A 25716-nucleotide genomic window follows, 5' to 3' on the forward strand; every position below is an offset into this window, starting at 1 on the left:
GCTGGGTCACATCGCTGGGGCATAATGCGAGCCCTGCACGCAATGGCCAAGCTGTAAGGAGCATCCATGTCCTGCCACCGTATTGACGAACTAATTGAGCTGCTGGAACCGGTCTGGCAGAAGAACCAGGATCTCAACCTGGCCCAGATGCTGGTCCAGCTGGCCAAGGAAGCGGGCTTTGATGGGCCGCTGGAGTCGCTGACCGACGATGTGCTGATCTACCACCTGAAGATGAAAGAGACCGGCGAAGGCAAGATGATCCCGGGCATCGCCAAGGATTACGTCGAAGACTTCGACTGGAAGAACGCCATCCTCAAGGCCCGCGGTTTCGATGAGAACGAGCGCTAAGCCAAGTTTGAGCATACACAGGGCCCTACGGGGCCCTGTTTGCGTTTCAGGGCCCGGGCTTCTAGTGTTGTTGGCAGAAGATCCAGAAAGATAGAGTCGCCTTAGTCTCTCGTCAGTAGTACCAGGAGGGTCAGCCCATGCTGCGAGATTATGCCCGTTTAACCCTGTTTATGTGCATGGTGCTGCTGGGGATCCAGATCCCCGGCTTCCTTGAGCTGTACCAGCAGCGTCTGCAGGCCCATGTTACCGAGGCCCGCCACAGCCTCAGTGGCTTCCAACAAACCGCCGACCGACACTTCGATGGCAACCTGGCTGCCCTGGTGGAGTACTACCGCAGCAGCAGCGACGCGGTGTTTCGTGAAGATGCCAACTCGCTGGCGGTGATCATCGAGCGGGTGCTGGTGCTGGAGTCGGAGATGGCGGCGATGGATTCCGGTCAGTTTGGCCAGATCGCCCACCTGATGACACGGGCGGATCAAAGCCTGCGCGCCGACACCCTGGCCCACTACCAGTACCGGGTGATCCTCAACCCTGCTGCGATCGGCTGGGGCCTGGGCATCGCTTTGCTGCTGAGTTTGTTGGTGGAGGGCGTCGGTAGGCTGCTCTGGCCGCGCCGCCGGCATCATCGCCATCGCCCGGTCTATAACTAGCGACCGGCAGAGCCGATCAATCCTCTAGCCGGAAGTCTGCGGCCCCGCTCATGGCGGGGCCGCACTGTTTTCCCCATCCTCTGTTGAGAGCGGGCTGAAATTGCAGCGGAACCCCTGTTACACTGCGTTTTTTCCCCTCGGAGCTTTCGCCATGCAAGGCACCCTTTCCAAGATGGCCAATGCCCTTGGCCAGCCCGCTCAGTACGCCCTTCGGGTGGGCGATGAACAACTGCCGCTGAACGAGCGCATCGGTCAGCCGTTGACCCTGACCTACACCGGCAAGATCTTCTGCGACGCCTGTGGTCGCAAGACCAGCAAGAGCTACTCCCAGGGCCACTGCTTTCCCTGCATGAAGAAGCTGGCCCGCTGCGACATGTGCATCATGAAGCCGGAAACCTGCCACTTCGCCCAGGGCACCTGCCGTGAGCCGCAATGGGGCGAGACCCACTGCATGATCCCCCACTATGTTTACCTGGCCAACACCTCGGGCCTGAAGGTGGGGATCACCCGCCACAGTCAGATCCCCACTCGCTGGCTCGACCAGGGGGCGACCCAGGCGCTGCCGATCCTCAAGGTGGCGACCCGTCAGTTGTCCGGTCTGGTGGAGGTGGAGCTGGCCAAGCTGGTGGCGGATAAGACCAATTGGCGGGCGATGCTGAAGGGCGCCGGCGAGCCGGTGGACCTCAAGGCGGAAGCCGACCGACTGTTGCCGGCCATCGAGGCCACCCTGACCGAACTGGGCAGCCGCTTTGGGGTGGATGCCATCGAGCGCTTGGATGAAGAGGTGGTGACCATCGACTACCCGGTGGACAGCTACCCCACCAAGATCGCGTCCCACAACTTCGACAAGCAGCCGGAGGTGTCCGGTACTTTGCTGGGGATCAAGGGGCAGTACCTGATCTTCGACACCGGGGTGATCAATATCCGCAAGTTCACCGGTTACGAAGTCAGCGTCGGCTAAGTCCGAAAGCGGCGCAGTCCCTGCTCGGTGGCCACCGCATCCAGCGGCACATCCCAGGCCTCGTTAGGCAGCTGCGCCACCTCCTGCACGCTGTGGGCTAAGCCCAACAGCTGCGGCCTCTGGGTGGTGGTGAAGCCACCCAGGGTGCGATCGTAAAAACCACCGCCCATCCCCAGGCGGTGGCCCTCTCCGTCAAACCCCACCAACGGCATCAATACCAGGTCCAGCTCCTGCAGCGGCACGATGTCCGGTTTGGCCAGCGCTGGCTCGGGGATCTGAAAGCGATTGGTGCGCAGCGACTGACCGGGTTGGTAGCGCTGGAACAGCAGTTGATTCGGGCTGAAGGGGTGCATCACCGGCAGCGCCAGCTGTTTGCCCCGGGCGTGCAGCACCTCGGCCAGCAGGTGGGGATCCAGCTCGCCGTCGTTGGCGATGTAGATAGCGATTTGACTGGCGTGCTGCACCAGACTGTGGTCCGGCAGGTAGGTGGCCAGGGCGATGGCGGCCTGTTTTTGTTGTTCGTGGTTCAGCTTTTGCCTTGCTTGGCGTAGCTGACGGCGCAGCAGGGCGCGGTGGTCACACTCCATGTCCCGGTTCCAGATAGAGGGGGATGGAATAACTGTGAATCCAGTCGAGGGGAAAGGCAAGGGGCGCTCTCCGAAAGTGCCGCTGCGGAGTGAAGCCCTTGAACCGTAAGTTCAAGGCGGGAATCCCGTCGGTGCTTTCGGCTTCTCGGTCGTGCCGAGCATGCGCAGCCGCACTAAGCGGAACCCCCTGGTGTTAAAAGCATCGGCCAGGGACATGCACCGCTGGCGAACACTTCAGAGAGCATCGAAATGGTGAGCGGTCGGGCTCACTGCCGTGTCCTAACCGTCGGATTCAGTGTAGGGACGCGGAGACTGGGGTTCAACCGTTTTCGGGTCAGCGCGAAACTGTTCGGATAAAGCCTGCTCAATGGTGTTCTGTAACAGGTTGATTCGCTGTTGCATTTGCCTTTCTTGCTCGGCCTGATTTTGTTCAGACTGCATCGATTCGTTGATCAGATTCAGCGCTGCCATCACCGCCAACTGCTCCAGGCTGCCCAATCCGGTGCGTTGGCGCAGCTGCTCCAGTCGCTGGTTCAGCTCCTCGGCAACCCGGTTGAGTTGGGCTACCTGTTCCGGCGGACAGGTGACGGTAAAGCTCTTGCCCAGCACAAAGATGTCGGTGGTTTGTTGGCTCATAAAAACACCACGATAGGTCGAACATTCAGGGGAAGGAAAGCGCCCCGGCCAGCCTGAGTCAGCGTGGGGCCTTGGTGGAGCGATTCGCCCCGCCATGATAGCATGACAGCGAATTTTAACCTCGGAAGTTTCTGCGATGAAATGCAACACCCCTTTATTGCTCAACAAGCTACAAGCCGCCCTGGATAAGGATGAGATCGCGGTCCTGCCGGCGGAGGTGCACGGTGTGCTGACTGGTTTGGTGTGCGGGGGCGTTGCAGTGGACGGCAAGGCCTGGCTCCGCCCCTTCCTGGAGCTGGTCAACGACGGTGAGCCGATGTCCGACAACCTCACCGCCATCGTCCGCGAACTCTACGTAGACGTGGTCAACACCCTGGTCGATCCAGAGATGCGCTTCTCGCCGCTGCTGGCGGACGAAGACGATCCGCTGTCCGATCGCCTGGAGGCCTTCATCAACTGGACCCAGAGCTTCCTGACCGGTCTGGCCATGGTCCAGCCTGCGCTGGACTCCGCCTCCGCCGAGGTGAAAGAGCTGATCGACGACCTCACCCAGTTCACCCAGGTGGAACTGGAGGTGGAAGAGAACGACGAGAACGAAGAGGGGTTCGCCGCCCTGGTAGAACACACCCGGATCGCCGCCTGGGAGTGCCTGCGGGAGTTCCGCGGGCTGGACGACGACGAGGACGAACCCAAAACCCTGCACTAATGCCGTGAGCCCTCAGCAAAAGGAGTAGTACTGATGGACCCGATAGATTTTCACCAGCATCGCCAGCGCCTGATGGCCCAACTGCCGGAAGGCTCGGTGGCCCTGGTTTACGCCGCCGCCGAATGCACCCGTTCCAACGACACCGAGTACCGGTTTCGCCAGGACAGCGACTTTTTCTACCTGACCGGCTTCCGTGAGCCCGACGCGCTGTTGCTGCTGCGCCCGGGCCAGACCCCGGAGAGCGTGGTATTTGTTCGCCCCAAGGACAGCCTGATGGAGATCTGGCATGGCCGCCGCTTGGGCGTCGATGCCGCGCCGAAGGCGCTGGGCGTGGATGCCGCTTTCAGCATCGAGGAGCTGGACAGCCAGCTGCCGGCGCTGGTCAACGGCGCCGACATCCTGGTGCATCGCCCGGGTCAGTCGGAGCGTGAGGACGCCACCGTCGCCAAGCTGCTGCAGGCACTGCGCAACGGCCTGAAGAAGGGCTACCGGGCCCCGTCCCGGGTACAGGATCTGCGCCCTGAGCTGCACGAACAGCGGCTGATCAAGACCGACGCCGAGCTGGCGATGATGGCCGAAGCCGGTGCCTTGAGTGCCCGCGCTCACAGCCGGGCGATGAAGGCGTGTCAGCCGGGCATGTACGAGTACCAGCTGGAGGCGGAGATCCAACACGAGTGCGCCATGGCCGGTGCGGTGGATATGGCCTATGGCACCATCGTCGGCGGCGGTGACAACGCCTGCATCCTTCACTACACCGAGAACAGCGACCAGCTCAAAGATGGCGACCTGGTGCTGATCGATGCCGGCGCCGAACTGCATGGCTACGCCGGTGACATCACCCGCACCTTCCCGGTCAATGGTCGCTTCAGCGAGGAGCAGAAGGCGCTCTACACCCTGGTACTGGAAGCGGAAGAGACAGCCATCGCTATGCTCAAGCCCGGCGCCTCCATTAAGGACGCCAACCAGGCGGTGCTGGAGATCCTGGTCTCCGGGCTGGTGAAGCTGGGCATCATGCAGGGCGACGTCAACGAGCTGATCGAGCAGGAAGCCTACAAGGCGTACTACATGCACGGCCTAGGTCACTGGCTGGGGCTGGATGTGCACGATGTGGGGGATTACCACCACGCCGACCGTCGCCGTCCGCTGGCACCGGGCATGGTGTTGACCATCGAACCGGGCCTCTACATCGCCCCGGATGCCGAGGTGGATCCCAAGTGGCGTGGTATCGGTATCCGTATCGAGGACAACATCGTCATCACCGAACAGGGGCACCGGGTCTTGACCGACGGTGTGCCGAAATCCATCGACGCCATCGAGGCGCTCATGGCCGGGTGAACCCGGCAGGATAGGGAATGAAACAGCACTACGATATTGCCATTGTCGGCGGCGCCATGGCCGGTGCCACCCTGGCTCTGGCATTGTCGGCCAGGGGCGACCGGGAAGGTCGCCCCTGGCGCATCGCCGTCATTGAGGCGCACACCCCGGAATCGCAACGCCATCCCGGCTATGACACCCGCGCCATCGCCCTGGCGGAGGGCTCGGTACGTCGTTTGAAAACCCTGGGCTGCTGGCCTGCCATTCAGGCCCACGCCGCCCCCATCGAGCGCATTGAGGTATCGGACCAGGGTCACTTCGGTGGCCTGGCCATGGCGTCGCAGGAGTACGGTGTTGAGGCATTGGGCCAGGTGGTGGAGCTGGAGCGGGTCGGCCCCGCCCTGTGGCAGCAGCTGGCCAAATCCGGGGTGGATTGCTTCAGCCCGGATCAGCTGGCGGAGCTGACTCAGCAGAACGACCAGGTCGCCTTGACCCTGACCTCCGGCCAGCAGCTGACCGCCCGGCTGGTGGTGGGCGCCGATGGCACCCACTCCAAGGTGCGTGAGAAGCTGGGGCTGGGGCTGCGCCGTACCCCCTATCCGCAGACCGCATTGATCGCCAACCTTAGCGCCCGCGACCACGGCGCCACCGCCTACGAGCGCTTTACCGCCGAAGGGCCGCTGGCGCTGCTGCCGATGTGCGACGACCGCTATTCGCTGGTCTGGGTACAGAGCCCGGAGCAGGCGCAGCGGCGCCTGCAGCTGTCAGAGGCGCAGTTCCTGGCGGAGCTGCAGCAGGCCTTTGGTTATCGTCTGGGTCGCTTTACCCAGGTGGGCCAGCGGGCCAGCTATCCGTTGGCGCTGTGTAAGGCGGAGCGGGTGATCCATCACCGCTGTGTGCTGGTGGGCAACGCCGCACAAACCGTCCACCCCATTGCCGGCCAGGGCTTCAACCTGGGCTTGCGTGACGTGGAGGTGCTGGCGCATCTGCTCAGTCAGGCGGACGATCCCGGTGCCTTCTCCCTGCTGGCTCAGTATGAGCAGCAGCGGCGCAACGACCGGGGCCGTACCACCGGCTGGACCGATCTGCTGGTGCGCTTGTTCTCCAACTCCTCCCGGGTGATGGCACTGGGTCGCAACAGCGGCTTGCTGGCGATGAGCCTGCTGCCGGGCCTGAAGCGCCAACTGGCGGGGCAGGCGATGGGCTGGCGCGGTGGCGCCCCCCGTCATCCACAACAGAAATGAGGGCTGGCCCAATCGGGCCGGCCTGGCGGGCCACCGGGCCCGAACGCAAAGGAAACAACCAGATGATGAAATCCCTCTCCGTTGACGTGGCCATTGTCGGCGGCGGCATGGTCGGCATGGCGACGGCACTGGGCCTGGCCCAGGCGGGGTACCAGGTGGCGGTGGTCGAACGCAGTGAACCGCAGCCGGTCCAGGGCGAGCCGCGGCTGCGGGTCTCTGCCATCAATCGGGCCAGTCAGCAGTGGCTGACCCAGTTGGGGGCCTGGTCACTGCTGCCAAGCGACCGGCTGGCACCCTACCGGGCGATGCAGGTGTGGGACAAGGACAGCCTGGGGGCCATCGGCTTTGCCGCCGAGGATCTGGAACAGCCGGACCTCGGTCACATCATCGAGAACGACGCCATTGCCTACGCCCTGTGGCAGCGTGCCGACAGCGAGCCCAACCTGCATCGGGTGATCGGTGCGCCGGAGCGTTGGGCTCAAGGTGAGCGGGAGGACTGGCTCAGCCTGGCCAGCGGCGAGATGATCACCGCCCGGCTGCTGCTGGCCGCCGACGGGGCCAACTCCTGGTTGCGTCAACAGGCCCAGGTGCCGCTGGTGTTCCGCGACTACGGCCACCACGCCCTGGTGGCCACCATCCGTAGTCAGCATCCCCACGATGGCGTCGCCCGTCAGGTGTTTCTGCCAGAGGGGCCGCTGGCGCTGCTGCCGCTGGCGGATCCCCATCTTTGTTCCATCGTCTGGTCGCAGCCACCGGCCCTGGCCGAGCAGCGCCAGGCACTGAGCCCGGAAGAGTTTGGTCAGGCCCTGACCGTGGCCACCGAGGCCCGTCTGGGTTGCCTCAGTCTGGCGTCTGATCGTGCCGTATTCCCGCTGACCATGCGCTACGCCCGGGATTTCGTCCGGCCGCGCCTGGCGCTGCTGGGGGACGCAGCCCACACCATCCACCCGTTGGCGGGGCAGGGGGTTAACCTCGGCTTTGGTGACGGCAAGGCGCTGGTGGAGCTGCTGGCCTCGGCCCGTGGCAGTGATTGGGACATCGGCGATCTGCGTCTGCTCAACCGCTACGGCCGCGCCCGTAAAGCGGCGGCCCAGGAGATGCTGGCGGCGATGGACGGATTCCGCTGGCTGTTCGCCGGCAGCCACCCGCTGAAGAAGTCGATCCGCGACCTGGGCTTGAGCCTGGTGGACAAGGCCGGTCCGGTGAAAAATCGTTTGCTGGCCCGCGCCTTGGGCCTGGAGGCCTAGGGCGGAATTTGGCAGTTTCCAAGGACAGTTTGTCCCGCTGACCGAACGGCCGAAATTGTATACAAAATATTTGTGAGCGGTATAATGCGCCCAAAAACTGGGGCGTGATCCTGGGCTCGCCATGAGGTGGGTTTGTGATCTGCGTCCCGAGCGCTGGCAAGGGAGCATTATGGCGAGCAAAACCGTACTCTACGACAAGCACTTGGAATCCGGCGCCAAGCTGGTGGACTTTCACGGCTGGGAGATGCCGCTGCACTACGGCTCCCAGGTGGAGGAGCACCACCAGGTGCGCCAGGACGCCGGCATGTTCGACGTCTCCCACATGACGGTGGTGGACATCAGTGGCCCTGACGCCAAGCCCTTCCTCCGTACCCTGCTGGCCAACGACGTGGCCAAGCTCACCGCCCCCGGCAAGGCCCTCTACGGCGCCATGCTCAACCACGACGGCGGTGTCATCGATGACCTCATCACCTACTACCTGTCCGACACCCAGTACCGCCTGGTGGTGAACTCCGCCACCCGGGAAAAGGATCTGGCCTGGATGAACGAGCAGGTTGCCGCCTTCGATGTGACCCTGAGCGAGCGCCCGGAGCTGGCGATGATCGCGGTGCAGGGCCCCAACGCCAAGGCCAAGGCCGCCGAGGTGTTTAATGCCGAGCAAAACGCTGCCGTTGAGGGGATGAAGCCCTTCTTCGGGGTACAAAGCGGTGATCTCTTTATCGCCACCACCGGGTATACCGGAGAAGCCGGCTACGAGATCGTGGTGCCCCAGGAGCAGGCCCCGGCATTGTGGCAGGCGCTGCTGGAGGCCGGGGTCAAACCCGCCGGTCTGGGGGCTCGCGATACCCTGCGTTTGGAAGCCGGAATGAACCTTTATGGCCAGGACATGGACGAAGGGGTATCTCCACTGGCGGCTAACATGGGCTGGACCATCGCCTGGGAGCCGCAGGAGCGTGCCTTTATCGGCCGCGAGGCGCTGCAGGCGGCTAAAGTTAATGGCACCGACAAGCTGGTCGGCCTGGTGATGACCGACAAGGGTGTGCTGCGAGGCGGCCTCACCGTGGTCTTTACCGACGACCAAGGCAAGGAGCAGACCGGGGTGATCACCTCCGGTACCTTCTCCCCGACCCTGGGCCACGCCATCGCCATGGCGCGGGTACCGGCGGGGATTGGCGCTCAGGCCGAAGTGGAGCTTCGAAAAAAACGCGTTGCGGTGCAGGTGGTGAAGCCCTGCTTTGTCCGCAACGGAAAACAAGCATTCTGACTTAAGCTAAAGGAAAGTCGATCATGAGCAACATTCCGTCCGAACTGAAGTTTGCCTCCACCCACGAGTGGGTCCGCGCCGAGGGTGATGGCGTTTACACCATCGGGATCTCCGAGCACGCACAGGAGCTGTTGGGCGACATGGTGTTTGTCGAGCTGCCCGAGGTGGGTGACAGCATCAACGCCGGTGACGACTGCGCAGTGGCGGAGTCCGTGAAGGCCGCCTCCGACGTGTACGCGCCGCTGACCGGTGAGGTTGTGGCGGTGAACGAAGAGCTGGAAGAGTCGCCGGAGCTGGTCAACAGCGACCCCTACAGCGATGGCTGGTTCTTCAAGGTTAAGATCAGCGACGACAGCGAGCTGGAAGCGCTGCTGGACGCTGAGGGCTACCTCGCCTCAATCGAAGACGAATAAAAACAATTAGTTAAGTTGAAAGCCCCTGTCTCAGGGGCTTTCTGTTTCCTGCACCCTACTTGCTACAAGAGAGCTGTCATTCATGAAAGAAACCTTGACCGCCCTGTCGACCCACGACGAGTTTTTGCAGCGTCATATCGGCCCGGATGCCGAGCAGCGTAAGGCGCTTTTGAGCGCCGTTGGCGCGGACAGCCTGGCGGATCTGACCGATCAGATCGTGCCGGAGTCGATCCGCCTGACCCAACCCTTGGCGGTAGGGGAGCCCCTCTCCGAGGTGGATGCCCTGGCCCGCCTGCGTACCCTGGCCGATCAAAACGAGATCCGAAAAACCTACATCGGCATGGGCTACTACGGCACCCTGGTACCCCACGTCATCCAGCGCAACGTGCTGGAAAACCCCGGCTGGTACACTGCCTATACCCCCTATCAGCCGGAGATCGCCCAGGGCCGCCTGGAGGCGATCCTCAACTTCCAGCAGCTGACCATGGACCTGACCGGGCTCGACCTGGCCTCTGCCTCGCTGCTGGATGAGGCCACCGCCGCTGCTGAGGCGATGGCCCTGGCCAAGCGGATGTCTAAGAACAAGAAATCCGATCTGTTCTTCGTGGCCGATGACGTCTTCCCCCAGACCCTGGACGTGGTTAAGACCCGCGCCGAGCAACTGGAACTGGAGGTGATTGTCGGCCCGGCTAAGCAAGCCGCCGATCACGACATCTTCGGTGCCCTGCTGCAGTACCCCAACCAGCTGGGCGCGGTAGAGGACTACCGCACCCTGGCCGACGCCATCCACGACAAGAAAGCACTGGTGTGTGTCGCCTCCGATCTGCTGGCGCTGATCAAGCTGCAGGCCCCGGCCCAGTGGGGCGCCGACGTGGTGTTCGGCAGTGCCCAGCGCTTCGGTGTGCCGATGGGCTACGGCGGCCCCCACGCTGCCTTCTTTGCCACCCGTGACGCCTACAAGCGCTCCATGCCGGGGCGCATCATCGGTGTCTCCAAGGACACCCGTGGCAAGCCGGCGCTGCGCATGGCGATGCAGACCCGTGAACAGCACATCCGTCGGGAGAAGGCCAACTCCAACATCTGTACCGCCCAGGTGCTGTTGGCCAACATGGCCTCCTTCTACGCCGTCTACCACGGCCCGCAGGGGCTGAAGAAGATCGCCGACCGTACTCACCGCCTCACCTCCATCCTCTCTGCGGGCCTGATGCAGAGCGGCATCAAGGTGGTGAACAGCAGCTGGTTCGACACCCTGACCCTGGCCCCGGCGGATCGCGATGCGGTGCTGGCCCGGGCCGAGCAGGCCAAGGTTAACCTGCGTACCGATCTGCCCGGCACCCTGGGTATCAGCCTGGATGAGACCACCACCGCTGCCGACATCCTGCAGCTGTGGGACGTGCTGGTGGGTGCTGATCACGGCCTGACCGTGGACGCGGTAGATGAGATGGTGGATGAGATCCTCGATCCGCGCCTGCTGCGCAGCGAGGCGATCCTGCAGCATCCGGTGTTCAACCAGTACCACTCCGAGACTGAGATGTTGCGCTACATCCGTCGCCTAGAGGGCAAGGATCTGGCGCTGAACCACTCGATGATCTCTCTGGGCTCCTGCACCATGAAGCTCAACGCCACCGCCGAGATGATGCCGGTGAGCTGGCCGGAGTTTGCCAACCTGCACCCCTTCTGCCCGCAGGAGCAGGCCCAGGGCTACAAGCAGCTGGTAGACAGCCTGACCGACTACCTGCTGGACATCACTGGCTACGACGCGCTATGCATGCAGCCCAACTCCGGTGCCCAGGGCGAATACGCCGGCCTGGTGGCGATCAAGAAGTACCAGCAGTCCATCGGCGAGGGCCACCGGGATGTCTGCCTGATCCCCAGCTCTGCCCACGGTACCAACCCGGCCTCCGCCATGCTCACCAGCCTCAAGGTGGTGGTAGTGGGCAGTGCCAAGGATGGGACCGTCGACATGGACGATCTCAAGGCCAAGGCCGAGGAGTTCTCCGATCGCCTCTCCTGCATCATGATCACCTACCCCTCCACCCACGGGGTGTACGAGGAGCAGATCAGCGAGATCTGCGATCTGATCCACCAGCACGGTGGCCAGGTTTACATGGACGGTGCCAACATGAACGCCCAGGTGGGGATCACCTCGCCGGGCCTGATCGGCTCCGACGTGTCTCACCTCAATCTGCACAAGACCTTCGCCATCCCCCACGGTGGTGGCGGTCCGGGCATGGGCCCCATCGGGGTGAAATCCCACCTGGCGCCCTTTGTCGCAGGTCACGCGGTAGTGAAGACCGGCGGCGAAGCCCAGGACAATGGTGCGGTCTCCGCAGCCCAGTACGGCTCTGCTTCCATCCTGCCCATCAGCTGGATGTACACCGTGATGCTGGGCAGCCGCGGCCTGACCGAGTCCACCCAGGTGGCAATGCTCAATGCCAACTACCTGGCCACTGAGATCGGCAAGCATTTCCCCATCCTCTACACCGGCCGTAATGACCGGGTGGCGCACGAGTGCATCATCGACATGCGCCCGCTCAAAGAGGAGACCGGGGTGACCGAGATGGACGTGGCCAAGCGCCTGATGGACTACGGCTTCCATGCTCCGACCATGAGCTTCCCGGTAGCCGGTACCCTGATGGTGGAGCCGACAGAGTCCGAGTCCAAGGCGGAGCTGGATCGCTTTATCCACGCCATGGTCAACATCCGTGAAGAGATCGCCCAGGTGGGGCGCGGCGAATGGCCGGCGGACAACAACCCGCTGTGCAACGCCCCGCACACCCTGGACGACATCATGGATCCGGCCTTCGATGAACGCCCCTACAGCCGCGAGCAGGCGGTGTTCCCGGTGGCGGAGCTGCGCGACAACAAGTTCTGGCCTACCGTTAATCGCATCGATGATGTGTTCGGTGACCGTAACCTGTTCTGCGCCTGCGTGCCGATGGACGCCTACCAGGACTGATAGTGTGGTGAGATAACGAAGCCCCGGCAGACGCCGGGGTTTTTTGTGGCCAGAAGTTCTGGCGCTCAATCCGGCTAACCGCATCGATGATGTGTTCGGTGACCGCAACCTGTTCTGCGCCTGTGTACCGATGGACGCCTACCAGGACTGATAAGGTCTAAAGACAGAAAGCCCCGGCATACGCCGGGGCTTTTTTGTTTGGATTTTGCCGGGTTGCCGGGTTGCCGGCAGCAACCAAAGGGGCTCTCGCCCCCTTGGAACCCCCTTTGCCTCCAATCGGTGCTGCCTCCTCCCTTCAGCGAGTTCTGCCGACGGCACAGACCAGAGGCGACATCCCTGTCTTCGCTGGTCACTCGGGCCATCCTGGCCCTCGGCCTGGCCGACAACGCTTCCACTCGGGCACCTCAAAGTCGGCGAAAGAGCAGAAGGAGCTCCACATCCCAACGGAGAAGTTCACTTACATAGGGGCTAGCTGGCCTTGAAGGCGGTGAGGGCCGCCAGACGACGCTTGGTTAACTCTTCTCGGATCTCGGCGCCCTTGAAGCCGGCGGCGACGATACTCTTCACCTCGACGGCATTAGCGGTGGCTAGGGCCTGGGTCAGGTAGGATTGTGGCGGATAGTCATCCTGCTGACGACCGGGGCGGCCGATGGCGTCAAAGCGGCTGGCGGTCAGCAGCTGGGCAAAGCGCTCGCCCTTACGCCAGGCATCGCAGCGGTCGAACAGTTTCAGCAGGGTGGCGGGCTTGAGCTCCAGCGCCCGGTGCACATTGAGGTGCTGGGCGCACACCGCCAGGGCCAGCTCGCGGTGTTCGTTGGGCACCTTGAGTCTCTCACACAGCGCCTTGAGTGGTGCCAGTCCGGCCTGCTCGTGGCCGATGTGACGGGGCCACTGCGCTTTTGGGGTCAGCGCCTTGCCCAGGTCATGGGTCAGCACGGCGAAGCGCACCGCGGTGTCGGCCTGCTGCTGCGCCGCGGTTTGCAGCGCCAGCAGGGTGTGGTCAAAGGCATCCAGGCCACCGTGGTGGGCGTCGGGCTGGGGTACGCCCTGCAGTGCCGCCAGTTCCGGCAGCAGTGCGGCGAGGGCGCCGCAGTCAGCCAGTACCTGGAAATAGACCTGTGGCGCCGGCTCAGCCAGGGCCCGTTCGGTTTCCTGCCAGACCCGTTCGGCACTCAAGTGAGCCAGCTCGCCGCTGTCACTGAGGGTACGCATCAGCTCCAGGGTTTCCGCGGCCACGGTGAAGCCTAATGGATGGAAACGGGCGGCAAAGCGGGCGACCCGCAGTACCCGCAATGGGTCTTCCACGAAGGCGGGCGATACATGGCGCAACAGGCGCCGCTCCAGGTCTTGCTGGCCGCCGTAGGGGTCATACAGCACGCCCTGGTCATCCTGGGCCATGGCGTTGATGGTCAGGTCGCGGCGGATCAGGTCCTCCTCCAGGGTAACGCTGGGGGCGGCATCAAAGTCGAAGCCGCCGTAGCCCACCCCGGTTTTGCGCTCGGTGCGGGCCAGGGCGTACTCCTCACCACTGTCCGGATGGAGGAACACCGGGAAGCTCTTGCCCACCTGGCGGAAGCCCGCCGCCTTCATCTGTTCGACGCTGGCACCCACGACCAGGTGGTCCTTGTCCTGACTGGGGATCCCCAGTAAGCCATCCCGTACCGCGCCACCGACCAAATACTGTTTCACATCGCCTCTCCTGTCCTGGACCGCCAGTATACCCCAGCGCTTGGCGTCCCGGGCAGGGATCCCGCTCCCAGACCCCGCTTGGGCGCTGGACAAGCGCAGGGCGAGCCCGTAACTTGAGAAGCACTTAACAGGACGTGTTGAACCACCATGTATAAAGGGTTTTATGGGCTGAAAGAGAGCCCGTTTTCTATCGCGCCCAATCCGGCGTTTCTGTTCCTCAGTGACCGACATCGTGAAGCCCTGGCTCACCTGACCTACGGGTTGGGCGAGAACGGTGGCTTTGTGCTGCTCACCGGCGAGGTGGGCACCGGCAAGACCACGGTGTCCCGCAGCCTGCTGGCCAACCTGCCGGAGGACACCGACGTCGCCTTTATCCTCAACCCGGCGCTGACCGAGCTGGAGCTGCTGGCGACCCTGTGTGATGAGCTGAAGATCGATGTGGGTGAGGCGCCGACCCTGAAACAGCTGACCGACAAGATCAGCGCCTACCTGCAGGCCAACCACCAGGCTGGCCGCAAAACCCTGATGGTGATCGACGAGGCCCAGCATCTTAAACCCGAGGTGCTGGAGCAGCTGCGTCTGCTCACCAATCTTGAGACCGACACCCGTAAGCTGCTGCAGGTGATCCTGATTGGCCAGCCGGAGCTGCAGGCGCTGCTTCGGCGCCAGGAGCTGCGTCAGCTGGCTCAGCGGATCACCGCCCGCTATCACCTGTTGCCGCTGAACCAGCCCGAGGTTGGTGCCTACCTGGCGCACCGGTTGCACGTAGCCGGCCGGGCCCAGCCGCTGTTTAAGAGCTCGGCGGTCAAGGCGCTGCACAAACTCAGTGGTGGCGTGCCCCGGGTGATCAACTTGATCTGCGAGCGGGCGCTGATGGGTGGCTACGGCGCCCAGCGGCCGATGCTGGATGCCTGGGACGTGGAGAGTGCTGCGGCCGAGGTGTTGGACAAGCCCGCCCCGACCCAGCGTCGCTGGCCGGCGGCGCTGGTGTCGGTGGCGGCGGCACTGGGCGGCTTTGCTGCGGTGCAGGCTATGACCCCCAGCGCCCCACCGCCACCGGCCCCGGTACCGGCGGTGCAGCTGGCGGATTGGCCCGGCGGCGAGCGGGAGGCGATGCAGGTGCTGTTTCATGCCTGGGGCAAGCCGCTGCCACTGCAGCAGGCCTGCCGCTTTGCCAGTCAATATGAGCTGCGTTGCCTGAACGAAACCGGCAGCTGGCAACAGCTGCTGCAACTCAATCGTCCGGCGATGATCGGTCTGCGCGATGAGCAGGGCAAGGCCCGCAAGGTCGCTCTGCTGGCCATGAGCCAGGACCGCTGGCTGGTACAGCTGGGCAACCAGCAGCTGTGGCTGGACCACGATTACCTGGCCCGCCATTTCGATGGTCGTTTCACCCTGCTGGTGCCGGAACTGCCCGCTCTGCCCAAGCTGATTGGCCCCAAGGCACCGCTGGCGCAGATCCAGTGGCTGGAGAACCGGCTGGCGGCGCTGGAGGCACGGCCGGCACGACTGCTGGGCCAGTATGATGCTCAGCTCGAGCTCGACCTGCGCCGCTTCCAGCAACAACAGGGGCTGGAAGCGGATGGCCTGGCCGGCCGGCAGACCCTGGAGCGTCTGACCCTGCTCAGTGCGGAGCTGGGGCCCAAACTGATTCAGGAGGAGAGCTGATGTCGCTGTTACTGGATGCGGTCAGCCGCGCCAAGCAGGCGCAATCCCAGGACCCGGCCATGGTGGTCACCTTACCTGGCGTTCGTCGCCGTCCCCGTCCCTGGCATTGGCTCTGGCCACTGCCGGCGCTGGCCCTGGGCGCAGGCTTGGGTTGGTGGTGGCAACCGACGGCGGCACCGGTGGTCGCCGAGGTGCCCCACTCGGGCGTGGCCCTGGGGCCCCAGGTCACCCTGCCGTCGCCGGTGGCGATGCAGCCGCGACCGGCGCTGGAGCCGGTCGCGCTGGAAGGGCTGCCCGTGGTGGCTCAACGCGAAGTGGCGCAACCCGAGGCCACGGCAACGCCCGCTGCGGCAAACTCAACCCCGGTGGCGGCAAACGGGTCGGCCCAACCGGCGCCTCAGCAAGTCAGTGAGCCCGAGGTGGACCCGGCGGTTCAGCGTGCCTTTGAGACCGCATTGGCCCAGGTTGGGGGCGAGCTGCTGCCGGCGATGTCAGAGGTTGAGGCGGTACCGACACCAGAACCGCAGGTAATGGAGACGGTGCAGGTAGTGGCGGACGCAGAATTGCCCGAGGAGCTGGAACCGCTCAGCTTTGAGCTGCAGCAGGCACTGGAGCGGGCCCAGCAGCAGGTGGCTACCCAGCAGGCCCGGCAGCGTGCAGGCAACGTCAGTGGCAGCGAGGTACCTAAGCTGGGGCAGATGCCCTGGGCGTTCCAGAAGCAACTGCCGGATCTGGAGGTGACCGCCCACGTCTACGCCAGCACCCCGGACAAGCGCTGGGTTCGGGCCAACGGCCGTGAGTTGCAGGAGGGGGACGAAGCCGCCCCGGGGCTGACGATCAGCGAGATCCTGCCCAACGAGATCGTGCTGGAGATGGATCAGCAGCGCTTCCGCATCCCGGCCCTGGGCACCTTGTAACCCCGCGGTGAGAACACAAAAAAAGCGGGCCCCTCGGGGCCCGCTTTTTGTTTGCCGTGGCGCTTAGCCGTCGCCCAGGGCCAGCAGCGTGGTGTTGCCGCCGATGGCGGTGATGTTGTTGCTGATGGTCTTCTCGGTGACAAAGCGGGTCAGGTAGTGAGGGCCACCGGCCTTGGGACCGGTGCCGGACAGGCCCTGGCCGCCAAACGGCTGAACCCCGACCACTGCGCCGATCTGGTTGCGGTTGATGTAGGCGTTGCCCGCCTTGACCGCACTGGCGATGCGCAGGGCGTGACCCTCGTTGCGGCTGTGCACGCCCAGGGTCAGGCCGTAGCCGGTCGCGTTGATGTCGGCGATTACCTGGGGCAGTTGCTCCGCCTTGTAGCGGATGACGTGCAGGATCGGGCCGAAGTGCTCCTGATCGAGCTGGTCGATGGCCTGGATCTCCACCGCGGTGGGCGGCACAAAGTGGCCCTGCTCGGCGTTATCCGGCAGCGGCGTCTGGGCGATCAGCGCGCCATGCTGCTGGATCTGTTCGATGTGGGCCAGCAGCTTGTGCTGGGCATTGGCGTCGATCACCGGGCCCAGATCGGTGGCGTAGAGGGCCGGATCGCCGACCGATAGCTCGGCCATGGCGCCCTTAAGCAGCTCCAACATGCGTGGTGCCACATCCTCCTGCACGTACAGCACCCGCAGCGCTGAGCAGCGCTGGCCGGCGCTCTGGAAGGCGGAGTGCACCACGTCGGTGATCACCTGTTCCGGCAGGGAGGTGGAGTCTACCACCATGGCGTTCTGGCCGCCGGTCTCGGCGATCAGCGGCACGATGGCGCCGTCCCGCGCCGCCAGGCTACGGTTGATCGCCTTGGCGGTGGCGGTGGAGCCGGTAAAGCAGACACCGGTAATGCGTTCGTCGGCGGTCAGCAGCGGGCCGATCTCGGCGCCACTGCCGGGCAGCAGCTGCAGGGCATCCACCGGGATCCCCGCTTCGTGGGCCAGCTGAGTGGTGCGCAGCGCCACCAGGTTGGTCTGCTCCGCCGGCTTGGCGATCACCGTATTGCCGGTGACCAGCGCCGCCACGGCCTGGCCGAGGAAGATCGCCAGCGGGAAGTTCCAGGGGCTGATGCACAGGAAGGTACCGCGGCCCTCGATAAACAGCTCGTTGCGCTCGCCGGTGGGGCCGGGCAGCACGGTGCCCTTGGCCATCATGCTACGGGCCTCAATGGCGTAGTAGCGGCAGAAGTCCACCGCCTCGCGGATCTCATCGATGCCGTCCTGCAGCCCCTTGCCCGCTTCGCGGGTACACAGGGCGATCAACTCATCCTTGTGCTGCTCCAGCAGATCCGCCAAACGCTCCAGTGCCGCGGCGCGCTGCTCTACCGGGGTGGCGTTCCAGAGCGGGAAGGCCTGCTGAGCACGATCCAGCGCCTCGTTGACCTCCGCCACGGTGGCGAAGTGGACCTGGCCTACGGACTCGTTGTGGTTTTGCGGGCTGACCACGGTCACCGGGTTGCCCGGGGTGCGCAGCTCGCCGCCCACCAGTGGGCCGGCCAGCCATTGGGTCTGGGCAAAGCGGGCCTGGCCGGCGAAGAAAGGCTCGGCCTGGTGAGCAATATCCAGGTTCCAGCCCTGGGAGTTGCGCCGCTCGGCACCAAAGATCGCCGCAGGCTGCGGGATCCTGGGGTTGGCCAGTTGCTCAAAGCCCGCCAGGGTGGTGAGCGGGTGGGTGATCAGGCTGTCGATGGGGGTGCCGGGATCCACCAGCTTGTGGACGAAGGAGGTGTTGGCGCCGTTCTCCAGCAGGCGGCGTACCAGGTAGGGCAGCAGATCCTTATGGGCGCCAACCGGGGCGTAGATCCGCACCGTGGTACCCGGCTGCTGGCCCAGCAGGGTGTCGTACAGCTCCTGACCCATGCCGTGCAAACGCTGGAACTCGAAATGACGCTGGCCGGCAAACTGCTGGATGCTAGCCACGGTCTGGGCGTTGTGGGTAGCGAACTGGGGGTAGATCTGGCCCTGGGTCTGGTCGGACAGCAGGTAGCGGGCGCAGGCCAGGTAGGAGGCGTCAGTGCCCGCCTTGCGGGTAAACACCGGGTAGCCATCGGTACCGGCCTGCTGACACCATTTGATCTCGCTATCCCAGTAGGCGCCCTTCACCAGGCGCACCGGGATCAGGTCGCCCTGCTCGCTGGCCAGGGCATTGATCCACACCAGCACCGGCAGGGCACGCTTGGAGTAAGCCTGTACCACCAGGCCCAGGTTGCCCCAGCCCTGGGTGATCGGATCGAGGTAGAGTCGCTCAAACAGCTTGAGGGACAGCTCCAGGCGGTCGGCCTCCTCTGCGTCGATGGAGATCCCCACGTCCACCGCGCGGGCCTGCTCAATCAGCCGCAGTACGGTGGCGTGCAACTCCACCAGCACCCGTGCTTCGTTGGCCACCTCGTAGCGGGGGTGCAACGCAGAGAGCTTGATGGAGATGGTGGGGCGGGGGGCCTGTTGGCTGTCGAAGCTGCGCTTGCCCAGCGCGGCAATCGCCTGGCTGTAATCATTGAAGTACTTGTCGGCGTCGGCCTGGGTCAGGGCCGCCTCGCCCAGCATGTCGTAGGAGTGGGTGTAGCCCAGCTTGCGGTTGTCCTCGGAGTGCTTGAGCGCCTCCTCGATGGAGCGGCCCAACACAAACTGCTTGCCCATGATCTTCATCGCTGCGTACATCGCCTGGCGGATCACCGGTTCGCCCACCCGGTTAACCAGGCGGTTAAGCATGCCGGCGGGGCTGCCGTCTACGTTCTTGTCCAGGGTCACCAGCTTGCCGGTCAGCATCAGGCCCCAGGTGGAGGCGTTGACCAGCAGAGAATCGCTGCCCTTGAGATGACGTGACCAGTCCGCACCGGACAGCTTGTCCTCGATCAGGGCATCCGCGGTGGCGGCGTCGGGGATGCGCAGCAGCGCCTCCGCCAGACACATCAGGATGATCCCCTCCTCGGTCTCCAGGCTGTACTGCTGCAGGAAGGCGTCGATCCCCACGCTCAGCCCCTTCTTCTCGAACTGGCGCACCGCTGCCACCATGGCATGGGCTTGCTGGGTGACCTGCTCGATGCTTTGCGGGTCGGAGGGCACCAGGGTGAGCAGCTCCTTGAGGTAGCTCTCCTCATCCACGGCATAGTGGGCACTGATGGCGTTAAACGCCTGCTGTCGGTTTGGGGTGGGCGATTCCAGAACTTGGCTGGCACTGAACATGAGCGGTCCTCTCTACTGCTGTACGCGCGGCGTCATTCGTTATTTTGTATACAATTTTATCGATCGCGCGCACAGTATATCGGCAAAGTGTGAGCGGGAGTAGAGGGGCGTTACCGCAGCAAAACAAGATGGCAACCTAAAGCTACAGCGGCAGGGGTAAGCGGTTGTGGGGAAACAAAAAAAGCAGGCCAGGGGCCTGCTTTTCGGTTGACGGGGTTGGGCTTAGGCCCAGCCGTCGTTGCGCTTGCGACGCTTAGGACGGGGCAGGTAGGCCAGGATCAGGCCCACCAGCAGGCCAGCACCGGCGATCATGCCGCCTTGGCTGAGCCAGATGAAGCGCTCGTCGTTCTTCAGCTTGGAGACCTCGGCCTTGAGGCGCTCGTTCTCCTGCTGGGTCTCGGTCAGCTCCCGCGCTTGAGAGCTGGAGGCTTGCTGCTGCTCGCTGGTCTGCTGCTGCAGGGCATCGCGCTCTTCGGTGACGCGCTGCAGTTGGCTGCGAGTCTGGGCCAGGGCTTGCTGCAGTTCCGGCAACTGGGTGCGGAAGCTCGGGCCCTCGGCGATGAACTTGGCCTCGACCCAGCCAGTGCGGCCGCGGTCGTCGGTGATCTTGGCGTAGTTACCCTGGCGCTCACCGGTCACGGTGATGGCTTCGCCGGCGTTGATGCTACCCAGGGTACGGTACTGGGTGCTGGGGCCCGCCAGCAGGTAGATGTAGATGTCTTCCGAGACAATGTTCTTGGCGTCCTGTGCCGCCACCGGGCCTGCCAGTGCCAACAGGCAGATCAAAGTGGAGGTAATGCGTTTTGACATGGTCGTACGGTCTCGTTGGTTTGGGGCTCGATCCTAGGAGATCGACCGGACGGAGACAAGCATAAAACAGTAAAGGGGCCGAAGCCCCTCATTTTTGGGCGCCCAGCCCCCAATTTTGGGGGCTGCGCCCGGTTTCATGCGCTTTCCGGTCAGGACAGGATGGAGCGGATGATGGTGAAGAACAGGATGGACAGCGCGGCACCGGCCGGCAGGGTCACAATCCAGGACACCACGATGTTGCGCACCACGCCCAGGTTCAGGGCGGCGATGCCGCGGGCCATGCCCACACCCAGTACCGCACCCACCAGGGTTTGGGTGGTGGAGATCGGCAGACCGGTACCGGAGGCGATCACCACGGTGGAGGCGGCGGCCAGCTCGGCGGCGAAGCCGCGGCTCGGGGTCAGGTGGGTGATGTTCTTACCAATGGTGGTGATCACGCGCTTACCCAGGATGGCCAGACCGGCAACGATACCGATGGCACCCAGGGGCAGGATCCACCAAACCAGCGGGGCCTTGTCCGGGATCTCGCCACCGGCTTGAACGATGGTGACAACAGCGGCCAGCGGACCGATGGCGTTGGCGACGTCATTAGAGCCGTGGGCGAAGGCCATACAACAGGCGGTAACCACCATCAGGATGGCGAACACCTTCTCCACGTTGCCGAAGTGGGTGTCACGGTCGGCGGTGGGGTCGAACTTGAGGCGGCCGATGAAGAACTTGCCGATCAGTGCCAGGATCACCGCCAGCAGCAGTGCCAGGCCGTAAGCCTCGGCGGTGCTGAAGTTCAGGCCCAGGTGCTTGAGGCCCTTGGTGATGGTCACCAGCGACATGATAAAGGCGGCGAAGCCCATGTAGAAGGGAACGTACTTCTTGGCGTTCTCCAGCGGATTCTCGGTATCGAAGATCAGCTTCTGGGCGCTTTGGAAGATGAGGTAAGCGATGGTACCGGCGATGGCAGGGGTGATAACCCAGGAGCCGATGATGCCACCCACTTTGCCCCAGGCTACCGCGTCGGAGCCCACGCCCACGGCGGCGAAACCGATGATGGCGCCGATGATGGAGTGGGTGGTGGAAACCGGCCAGCCCAGGAAGGAGGCAGCCACCAGCCACAGACCCGCCGCCAACAGGGCGGAGATCATACCGTACACCATCAGCTCAGGCTGATGGGTGAAGTAGCTGGCATCGATGATGCCACTGCGGATGGTGTTGGTGACCTCACCGCCGGCCAGGTAGGCACCAGCGAATTCAAACACCATGGCGATGATGATCGCCTGCTTAATGGTCAGTGCGCCGGAGCCCACTGAGGTGCCCATTGCGTTAGCTACGTCGTTGGCACCAATACCAAACGCCATCAAAAAACCAAATAGCGCAGCGGCCATGATCAGCCAGGGGCCGTAAGTTACCAGTACTTCTACCATGGTAAAACCTTGTCAGGATGTCTTCTTAGACTTAGATAAGCAGTTAGTTGCGGGCCAGGGTCAGCTCCAGACGGGCGCCAACACGCTCCGCCAGGTCAGCCAGATCACCTGTCCATTCGAGGATCTTGTAGAGGAACATGACGTCCACCGGGTTGAGATCCTTCTCGATCTCAAACAGCTGTCGACGCAGCTGTACCTGCATGGCATCGGTGTCGTCTTCGATGGCGTCGAGTTGATGCAGCATCTCTTCCACCAGAACGACCTCACGGCCGCGGAATCCGGTTTCCACCAGGTCGTCCATCTCGTGGATCGCTTTACGGGCCTGGTACACCGCATCAACACAGCGCTGTACGTAAGGGGTAAAGGTCTCCTGCAGTTGAGACGGGATCAGCATCTCGCGACCGATCACACGGCCAGCGATGTCTTTTGCCTTGTTGGCGATCTTGTCCTGATGGGTGACAATCTCCAGCAAATCAGTGCGAGCAACCGGCATGAAGATGCCAGACGGCAGGCCCATGCGGATCTCCCGCTTCAGGGTGTCTGCGTCCTTCTCCAACTGACTGATCTCTTGTTGAAGCGTACGGGCGGTTTCCCAATCTGCTGCCAGGACGGCATCAAAAAAGGGCACCAGCTTTTCTGCTGCTGCGCTGATCGTATCGATGTGCTGCTCAAGAGGTTTGATTGGCGACTTTGCGAAGACGCTCAAGAAGTTTGCCGGCATTGCCTTGTTCCCAATAATGGACCACGGATTTGGTGGCCTGCGAATCATACTCAGGTGAATGAAAGTCGCAAGCCATCCTGTGCGATTGCATCTGTTCACAGTGTATGACATCCGGTCAAAATGGCCGGAAAATCAACTGCGGCGTAAGGTATGTCAGTTATATGACACTTGTGTGACAGTATGACAGTTAAATTAAGTTGAATTGAATTTTTGATGAAGCGGGAGCCCAAGTGGAGATCGAAATCAAACTCTTACCTCCGGTCGGTCAAGCCTTGCCCAGCCTCGATGCGCTGGCGCAGTGGCTGCCCATTGGCAGCGGCCAGCGGATGACGCTGGGAAACTGCTACTTTGACACCCCGGAGCTGGCCCTGCGTCATCTGGATATGGGGCTGAGGGTACGGCGCCAGGGCGAGGCCCGCGAACAGACCATCAAGACCGCCAGCAAAGGGGTGGGCGGACTGCATGCCCGGGGCGAGTACAACGTGGCGATCACCCAGGATTGGCCGGACCTGGCCCTGTTCCCGCCGGAACTCTGGTCCAAAGCCACGCGGCAGGCGCTGCAGGCCGCCCTGGTGGCCCAGTTTGATACCGACTTTGAGCGCCAGGCGGTAACACTGGAGTGGCAGGGCAGCCGGGTTGAGCTGGTGAGGGACAGCGGCTGGATCCGTGCCGGTGATCGCCGCGAGGCGATCGCCGAGCTGGAACTGGAGTTGGTCGAGGGCGAGGCCGAGGTGCTGTTGGCTCTGACCGAGCGGCTGATGAGCGCGCTGCCGCTGCGGCTGGGGCTGGATTCCAAGGCGGCGCGGGGCTATCGACTGGCTGGGTTGCAACCGCAGGCGGCCCCGATGACCCAGTGGGCAACGCCGGGCCAGCAACTGGTGGCCTGGCAACGCAACGAGGCCTGCCTGCTGGCGGGGATTGAGGAGGCATTGGCGCCTTTGCGCCAGCTTTGGCAAGAACTGGGTGAGCAAGCCGAGCTGGCCTGGCTGGCTCAGGTTGAGCTGACCGATGCCGCGGCCCTGGCGTCACTGCAGCAGCACAACGACTACGGCCTGTGTCAGCTCAGGTTGCTGCGACAGGCGTTATGAGTCCGGGCCATGACGCTTGGCCAACTGCTTGCGTAGCGCCTTGATCTCGGTCAGCAGCTCCTGCTGCTGACTCTCCAGCGACTGCAGCCGGCCCTCGCTTTCCTCACTGTCCTGGCCGACAAAGAGTGAGGCCAGGTAGCCGGCCACCACCCCAAAGAAACTGACCCCGGTGACGATCAGCACCGTGGCGATCACCCGTCCCGCCGAGGTGATGGGGTAGTAGTCGCCGTAACCGACGGTGGAGATGGTGATCAGCGCCCACCAGATCGCCTGCTCCGCGGTGGTGATGTTGGCCCCGGAGGCGCCATCCTCCACCAACAGGATCAGTACCGAGGCCAAGGAGATGATCACCACCATCGCCAGCATCAGGCTGGTCAGGGTGGTTTCCTGCCGTTGACGCAGCAGCGGCATCAGCATCGACTGACTGACCCGGATCATCCGCACCACCCGCAGCACCTGGAAGATCCGGGCAAAACGCAGGTGTTCGGCCACCGGGATGGAGGCGACCAGATCGATCCAGTGGGTGCGCAGGTAGTGACGGCGATCGTCGGCCCGGAACAGGTCAAAGAAGAAATTGCTGATGAAGATGATGCAGATCACCAGGTCGATGCGGACCAGCACCCGGGTGGTCTCCCGGCCGGGATCGCTGAAGGCGATCACCAGCACCACCGCCACCGACAATATAGAGAGCAGCATAAAGCCCAGCTCTTTGGGCGACAGGGTGCCCGGCGGGGTCAGTGATTCCTTCATGGCAACAGCACCATGCTCAGCACGTAGGCGGTGGCAAACACCAGGGCGCCCTCCAGGGCGGCCACACCGGCATTGTTTTGCAGCTCCACCTCGAGGCTGACCTTGACCTGGGTGAGCACCAGGCGGCGCAATGCCCAACTGCACAGCACCAGCAGTGCCAGGCCGAACAGGGCCCACAGCAGCCAGGCGGCGACATTCAGTAGCGGCATATGGGCCTGGTAGGGGTGGAAGTGGCCCGAGGTCTGGATCACCAGGCCACAAGCGAGCAGGTAGCCACTGTGGCGCAGGGCAACGGGACGATGATCGTGGGCCAGCGCCTGCTGTAGGCTGCCACCCTGGTTATTGCGACGGTAGCCCAGCTCCAGCAACCGGGTGAGCAGCACCAAAAAGCTGATGGCGATGAAGAAATTGAACACCAGCAGGGGCAGCGCCGCGGCGCTGAGCTCACCGAGCCACAACAGCATGCCTTTGAGCACCATGGCGATGGCTACCGCCACGGCGCCATCGACGATGGCCATGGCGACGTTGCCCTTGAGGATCTGCTCACGCTTATCCACCTGGTTCAGGCCCCATTTGTCGTACCACCAGCGGCCGAATCGGATCAACAGGATGGCCGCCAGCCCTAGGCCCAGCATCCACAGGGCGTCCTGCCACAGGGTGGCCTGACCGGGCAGCTTGAACACGCCGGAGAGCGACACTGCCAGGGCGATAAAGCCACCGGCCACGCTGATGCCGAAGGCGATATTATCGCGCTCCGCCAGCTCCTCACGGGTGTCGACCCCGGCAAACCAGCCATGGCTGAAGCGAGCGATAACGAACAGCACTGCCGCCACGGCCAACTCCACCAGGATCTCAGACAGTGGGTAGTGCTGGCTCCATGCCTGCCAGTAGTTGATCCATTCCATAGGTTGGCTTCCTCCCTTGCCTCAATGCCTTATGTTACAGTGAGCCCCTCTTGAAAGGGAATCTTAGCGGTGCAGCCAGGCGGTTCTGAACCGCCCTCAATGGGCCCTGTCTCTTGTTGCCGGGCCTCAACCGGTCTAAGGTCCGCTGGCACCCCACTGACCAGCCTGGCCTGCGGGTTCTCCACAA

Annotated in this window: 22 protein-coding genes and 1 other RNA gene; 13 read left to right on the forward strand and 10 right to left on the reverse strand. The window is 63.6% G+C overall.

The window, feature by feature from the left end; genetic code table 11:
• Positions 1–66 precede the first annotated feature (66 nt).
• The 3 genes from BUC04_RS21440 to BUC04_RS21450 all read left to right on the forward strand — a co-directional run bounded on the left by BUC04_RS21440 (position 67) and on the right by BUC04_RS21450 (position 1959).
• Positions 67–348 carry a YihD family protein gene (locus BUC04_RS21440; protein ID WP_067662418.1) on the forward strand — a complete coding sequence of 94 codons (282 nt, stop codon included), beginning with the start codon at positions 67–69 and terminating at the stop codon, positions 346–348.
• 137 nt (positions 349–485) lie between these two features.
• On the forward strand, positions 486–998 hold the full coding sequence (locus BUC04_RS21445) for a DUF2937 family protein (RefSeq protein WP_067662415.1): 513 nt from the start codon (positions 486–488) through the stop codon (positions 996–998).
• Positions 999–1149: 151 nt separating this feature from the next.
• On the forward strand, positions 1150–1959 hold the full coding sequence (locus tag BUC04_RS21450; RefSeq protein WP_067662412.1) for a DUF2797 domain-containing protein: 810 nt from the start codon (positions 1150–1152) through the stop codon (positions 1957–1959).
• Here BUC04_RS21450 and BUC04_RS21455 read toward each other — a convergent pair.
• The 3 genes from BUC04_RS21455 to BUC04_RS21465 all read right to left on the reverse strand — a co-directional run bounded on the left by BUC04_RS21455 (position 1956) and on the right by BUC04_RS21465 (position 3182).
• A complete protein-coding gene (locus BUC04_RS21455; RefSeq protein WP_067662409.1) occupies positions 1956–2546 on the reverse strand; it encodes a 5-formyltetrahydrofolate cyclo-ligase in 591 nt (196 codons plus the stop codon). The two genes, BUC04_RS21450 and BUC04_RS21455, sit on opposite strands and share 4 nt — an antisense overlap.
• 63 nt (positions 2547–2609) lie before the next feature.
• A non-coding RNA gene (gene ssrS / locus BUC04_RS21460) (6S RNA) lies at positions 2610–2790 on the reverse strand.
• A 35-nt stretch (positions 2791–2825) separates the two neighbouring features.
• Positions 2826–3182 carry a cell division protein ZapA gene (locus BUC04_RS21465; RefSeq protein ID WP_073326144.1) on the reverse strand — a complete coding sequence of 119 codons (357 nt, stop codon included), beginning with the start codon at positions 3180–3182 and terminating at the stop codon, positions 2826–2828.
• A 136-nt stretch (positions 3183–3318) separates the two neighbouring features.
• Between BUC04_RS21465 and BUC04_RS21470 the strand changes: the two genes are divergently transcribed.
• From BUC04_RS21470 to gcvP, 7 genes are all read left to right on the forward strand, one after another.
• Complete coding sequence (locus BUC04_RS21470) at positions 3319–3888, forward strand: UPF0149 family protein (protein WP_067662406.1); 570 nt, start codon at positions 3319–3321, stop codon at positions 3886–3888.
• Between the two features lie 33 nt (positions 3889–3921).
• On the forward strand, positions 3922–5223 hold the full coding sequence (pepP, locus tag BUC04_RS21475) for a Xaa-Pro aminopeptidase (protein WP_067662403.1): 1302 nt from the start codon (positions 3922–3924) through the stop codon (positions 5221–5223).
• A gap of 17 nt (positions 5224–5240) precedes the next feature.
• Positions 5241–6446, forward strand: coding sequence for a 2-octaprenyl-6-methoxyphenyl hydroxylase (gene ubiH, locus BUC04_RS21480; protein WP_067662400.1), 1206 nt, complete (start codon positions 5241–5243; stop codon positions 6444–6446).
• Between the two features lie 62 nt (positions 6447–6508).
• On the forward strand, positions 6509–7693 hold the full coding sequence (locus BUC04_RS21485) for an FAD-dependent oxidoreductase (RefSeq protein WP_067662397.1): 1185 nt from the start codon (positions 6509–6511) through the stop codon (positions 7691–7693).
• Positions 7694–7862: 169 nt separating this feature from the next.
• The gene (gcvT, locus tag BUC04_RS21490; RefSeq protein ID WP_067662394.1) at positions 7863–8957 is read left to right on the forward strand and encodes a glycine cleavage system aminomethyltransferase GcvT; all 1095 of its coding nucleotides are present in this window, start codon (positions 7863–7865) and stop codon (positions 8955–8957) included.
• A 23-nt stretch (positions 8958–8980) separates the two neighbouring features.
• The gene (gene gcvH / locus BUC04_RS21495; RefSeq protein ID WP_067662392.1) at positions 8981–9370 is read left to right on the forward strand and encodes a glycine cleavage system protein GcvH; all 390 of its coding nucleotides are present in this window, start codon (positions 8981–8983) and stop codon (positions 9368–9370) included.
• Between the two features lie 82 nt (positions 9371–9452).
• Positions 9453–12329, forward strand: a complete 2877-nt coding sequence (gcvP, locus tag BUC04_RS21500) for an aminomethyl-transferring glycine dehydrogenase (protein ID WP_067662389.1) — start codon at positions 9453–9455, stop codon at positions 12327–12329.
• A gap of 468 nt (positions 12330–12797) precedes the next feature.
• Here gcvP and BUC04_RS21505 read toward each other — a convergent pair whose 3' ends face one another.
• Positions 12798–14018 carry a multifunctional CCA addition/repair protein gene (locus tag BUC04_RS21505; protein ID WP_067662386.1) on the reverse strand — a complete coding sequence of 407 codons (1221 nt, stop codon included), beginning with the start codon at positions 14016–14018 and terminating at the stop codon, positions 12798–12800.
• A 147-nt stretch (positions 14019–14165) separates the two neighbouring features.
• Between BUC04_RS21505 and BUC04_RS21510 the strand changes: the two genes are divergently transcribed.
• A complete protein-coding gene (locus tag BUC04_RS21510; protein WP_067662383.1) occupies positions 14166–15686 on the forward strand; it encodes an ExeA family protein in 1521 nt (506 codons plus the stop codon).
• Positions 15686–16603 (forward strand): general secretion pathway protein GspB, encoded by a 918-nt coding sequence (locus BUC04_RS21515; protein WP_067662380.1) that lies wholly within the window; start codon positions 15686–15688, stop codon positions 16601–16603. The genes BUC04_RS21510 and BUC04_RS21515 overlap by 1 nt, the downstream gene beginning before the upstream one ends.
• 63 nt (positions 16604–16666) lie before the next feature.
• Here the strand turns inward: BUC04_RS21515 and putA are convergent, their stop codons facing one another.
• The 4 genes from putA to BUC04_RS21535 all read right to left on the reverse strand — a co-directional run bounded on the left by putA (position 16667) and on the right by BUC04_RS21535 (position 22786).
• The gene (putA, locus tag BUC04_RS21520) at positions 16667–19837 is read right to left on the reverse strand and encodes a bifunctional proline dehydrogenase/L-glutamate gamma-semialdehyde dehydrogenase PutA (protein ID WP_067662377.1); all 3171 of its coding nucleotides are present in this window, start codon (positions 19835–19837) and stop codon (positions 16667–16669) included.
• A 222-nt stretch (positions 19838–20059) separates the two neighbouring features.
• Positions 20060–20647, reverse strand: coding sequence for a TIGR04211 family SH3 domain-containing protein (locus BUC04_RS21525; protein WP_067662374.1), 588 nt, complete (start codon positions 20645–20647; stop codon positions 20060–20062).
• 149 nt (positions 20648–20796) lie between these two features.
• Complete coding sequence (locus tag BUC04_RS21530) at positions 20797–22065, reverse strand: inorganic phosphate transporter (RefSeq protein ID WP_067662371.1); 1269 nt, start codon at positions 22063–22065, stop codon at positions 20797–20799.
• Positions 22066–22108: 43 nt separating this feature from the next.
• A complete protein-coding gene (locus BUC04_RS21535) occupies positions 22109–22786 on the reverse strand; it encodes a TIGR00153 family protein (RefSeq protein WP_067662368.1) in 678 nt (225 codons plus the stop codon).
• A gap of 230 nt (positions 22787–23016) precedes the next feature.
• Between BUC04_RS21535 and BUC04_RS21540 the strand changes: the two genes are divergently transcribed.
• On the forward strand, positions 23017–23874 hold the full coding sequence (locus BUC04_RS21540; protein ID WP_067662365.1) for a CYTH domain-containing protein: 858 nt from the start codon (positions 23017–23019) through the stop codon (positions 23872–23874).
• On the opposite strand, the gene BUC04_RS21545 is transcribed toward BUC04_RS21540, so the two are convergent.
• Positions 23869–24624 carry a potassium channel family protein gene (locus BUC04_RS21545; protein ID WP_067662362.1) on the reverse strand — a complete coding sequence of 252 codons (756 nt, stop codon included), beginning with the start codon at positions 24622–24624 and terminating at the stop codon, positions 23869–23871. The two genes, BUC04_RS21540 and BUC04_RS21545, sit on opposite strands and share 6 nt — an antisense overlap.
• A complete protein-coding gene (locus tag BUC04_RS21550) occupies positions 24621–25529 on the reverse strand; it encodes a DUF350 domain-containing protein (protein ID WP_067662359.1) in 909 nt (302 codons plus the stop codon). The genes BUC04_RS21545 and BUC04_RS21550 overlap by 4 nt, the downstream gene beginning before the upstream one ends.
• Positions 25530–25716: the final 187 nt, after the last annotated feature.

Source organism: Ferrimonas marina (assembly GCF_900129905.1).
Taxonomy (GTDB): Bacteria; Pseudomonadota; Gammaproteobacteria; order Enterobacterales; family Shewanellaceae; genus Ferrimonas; species Ferrimonas marina.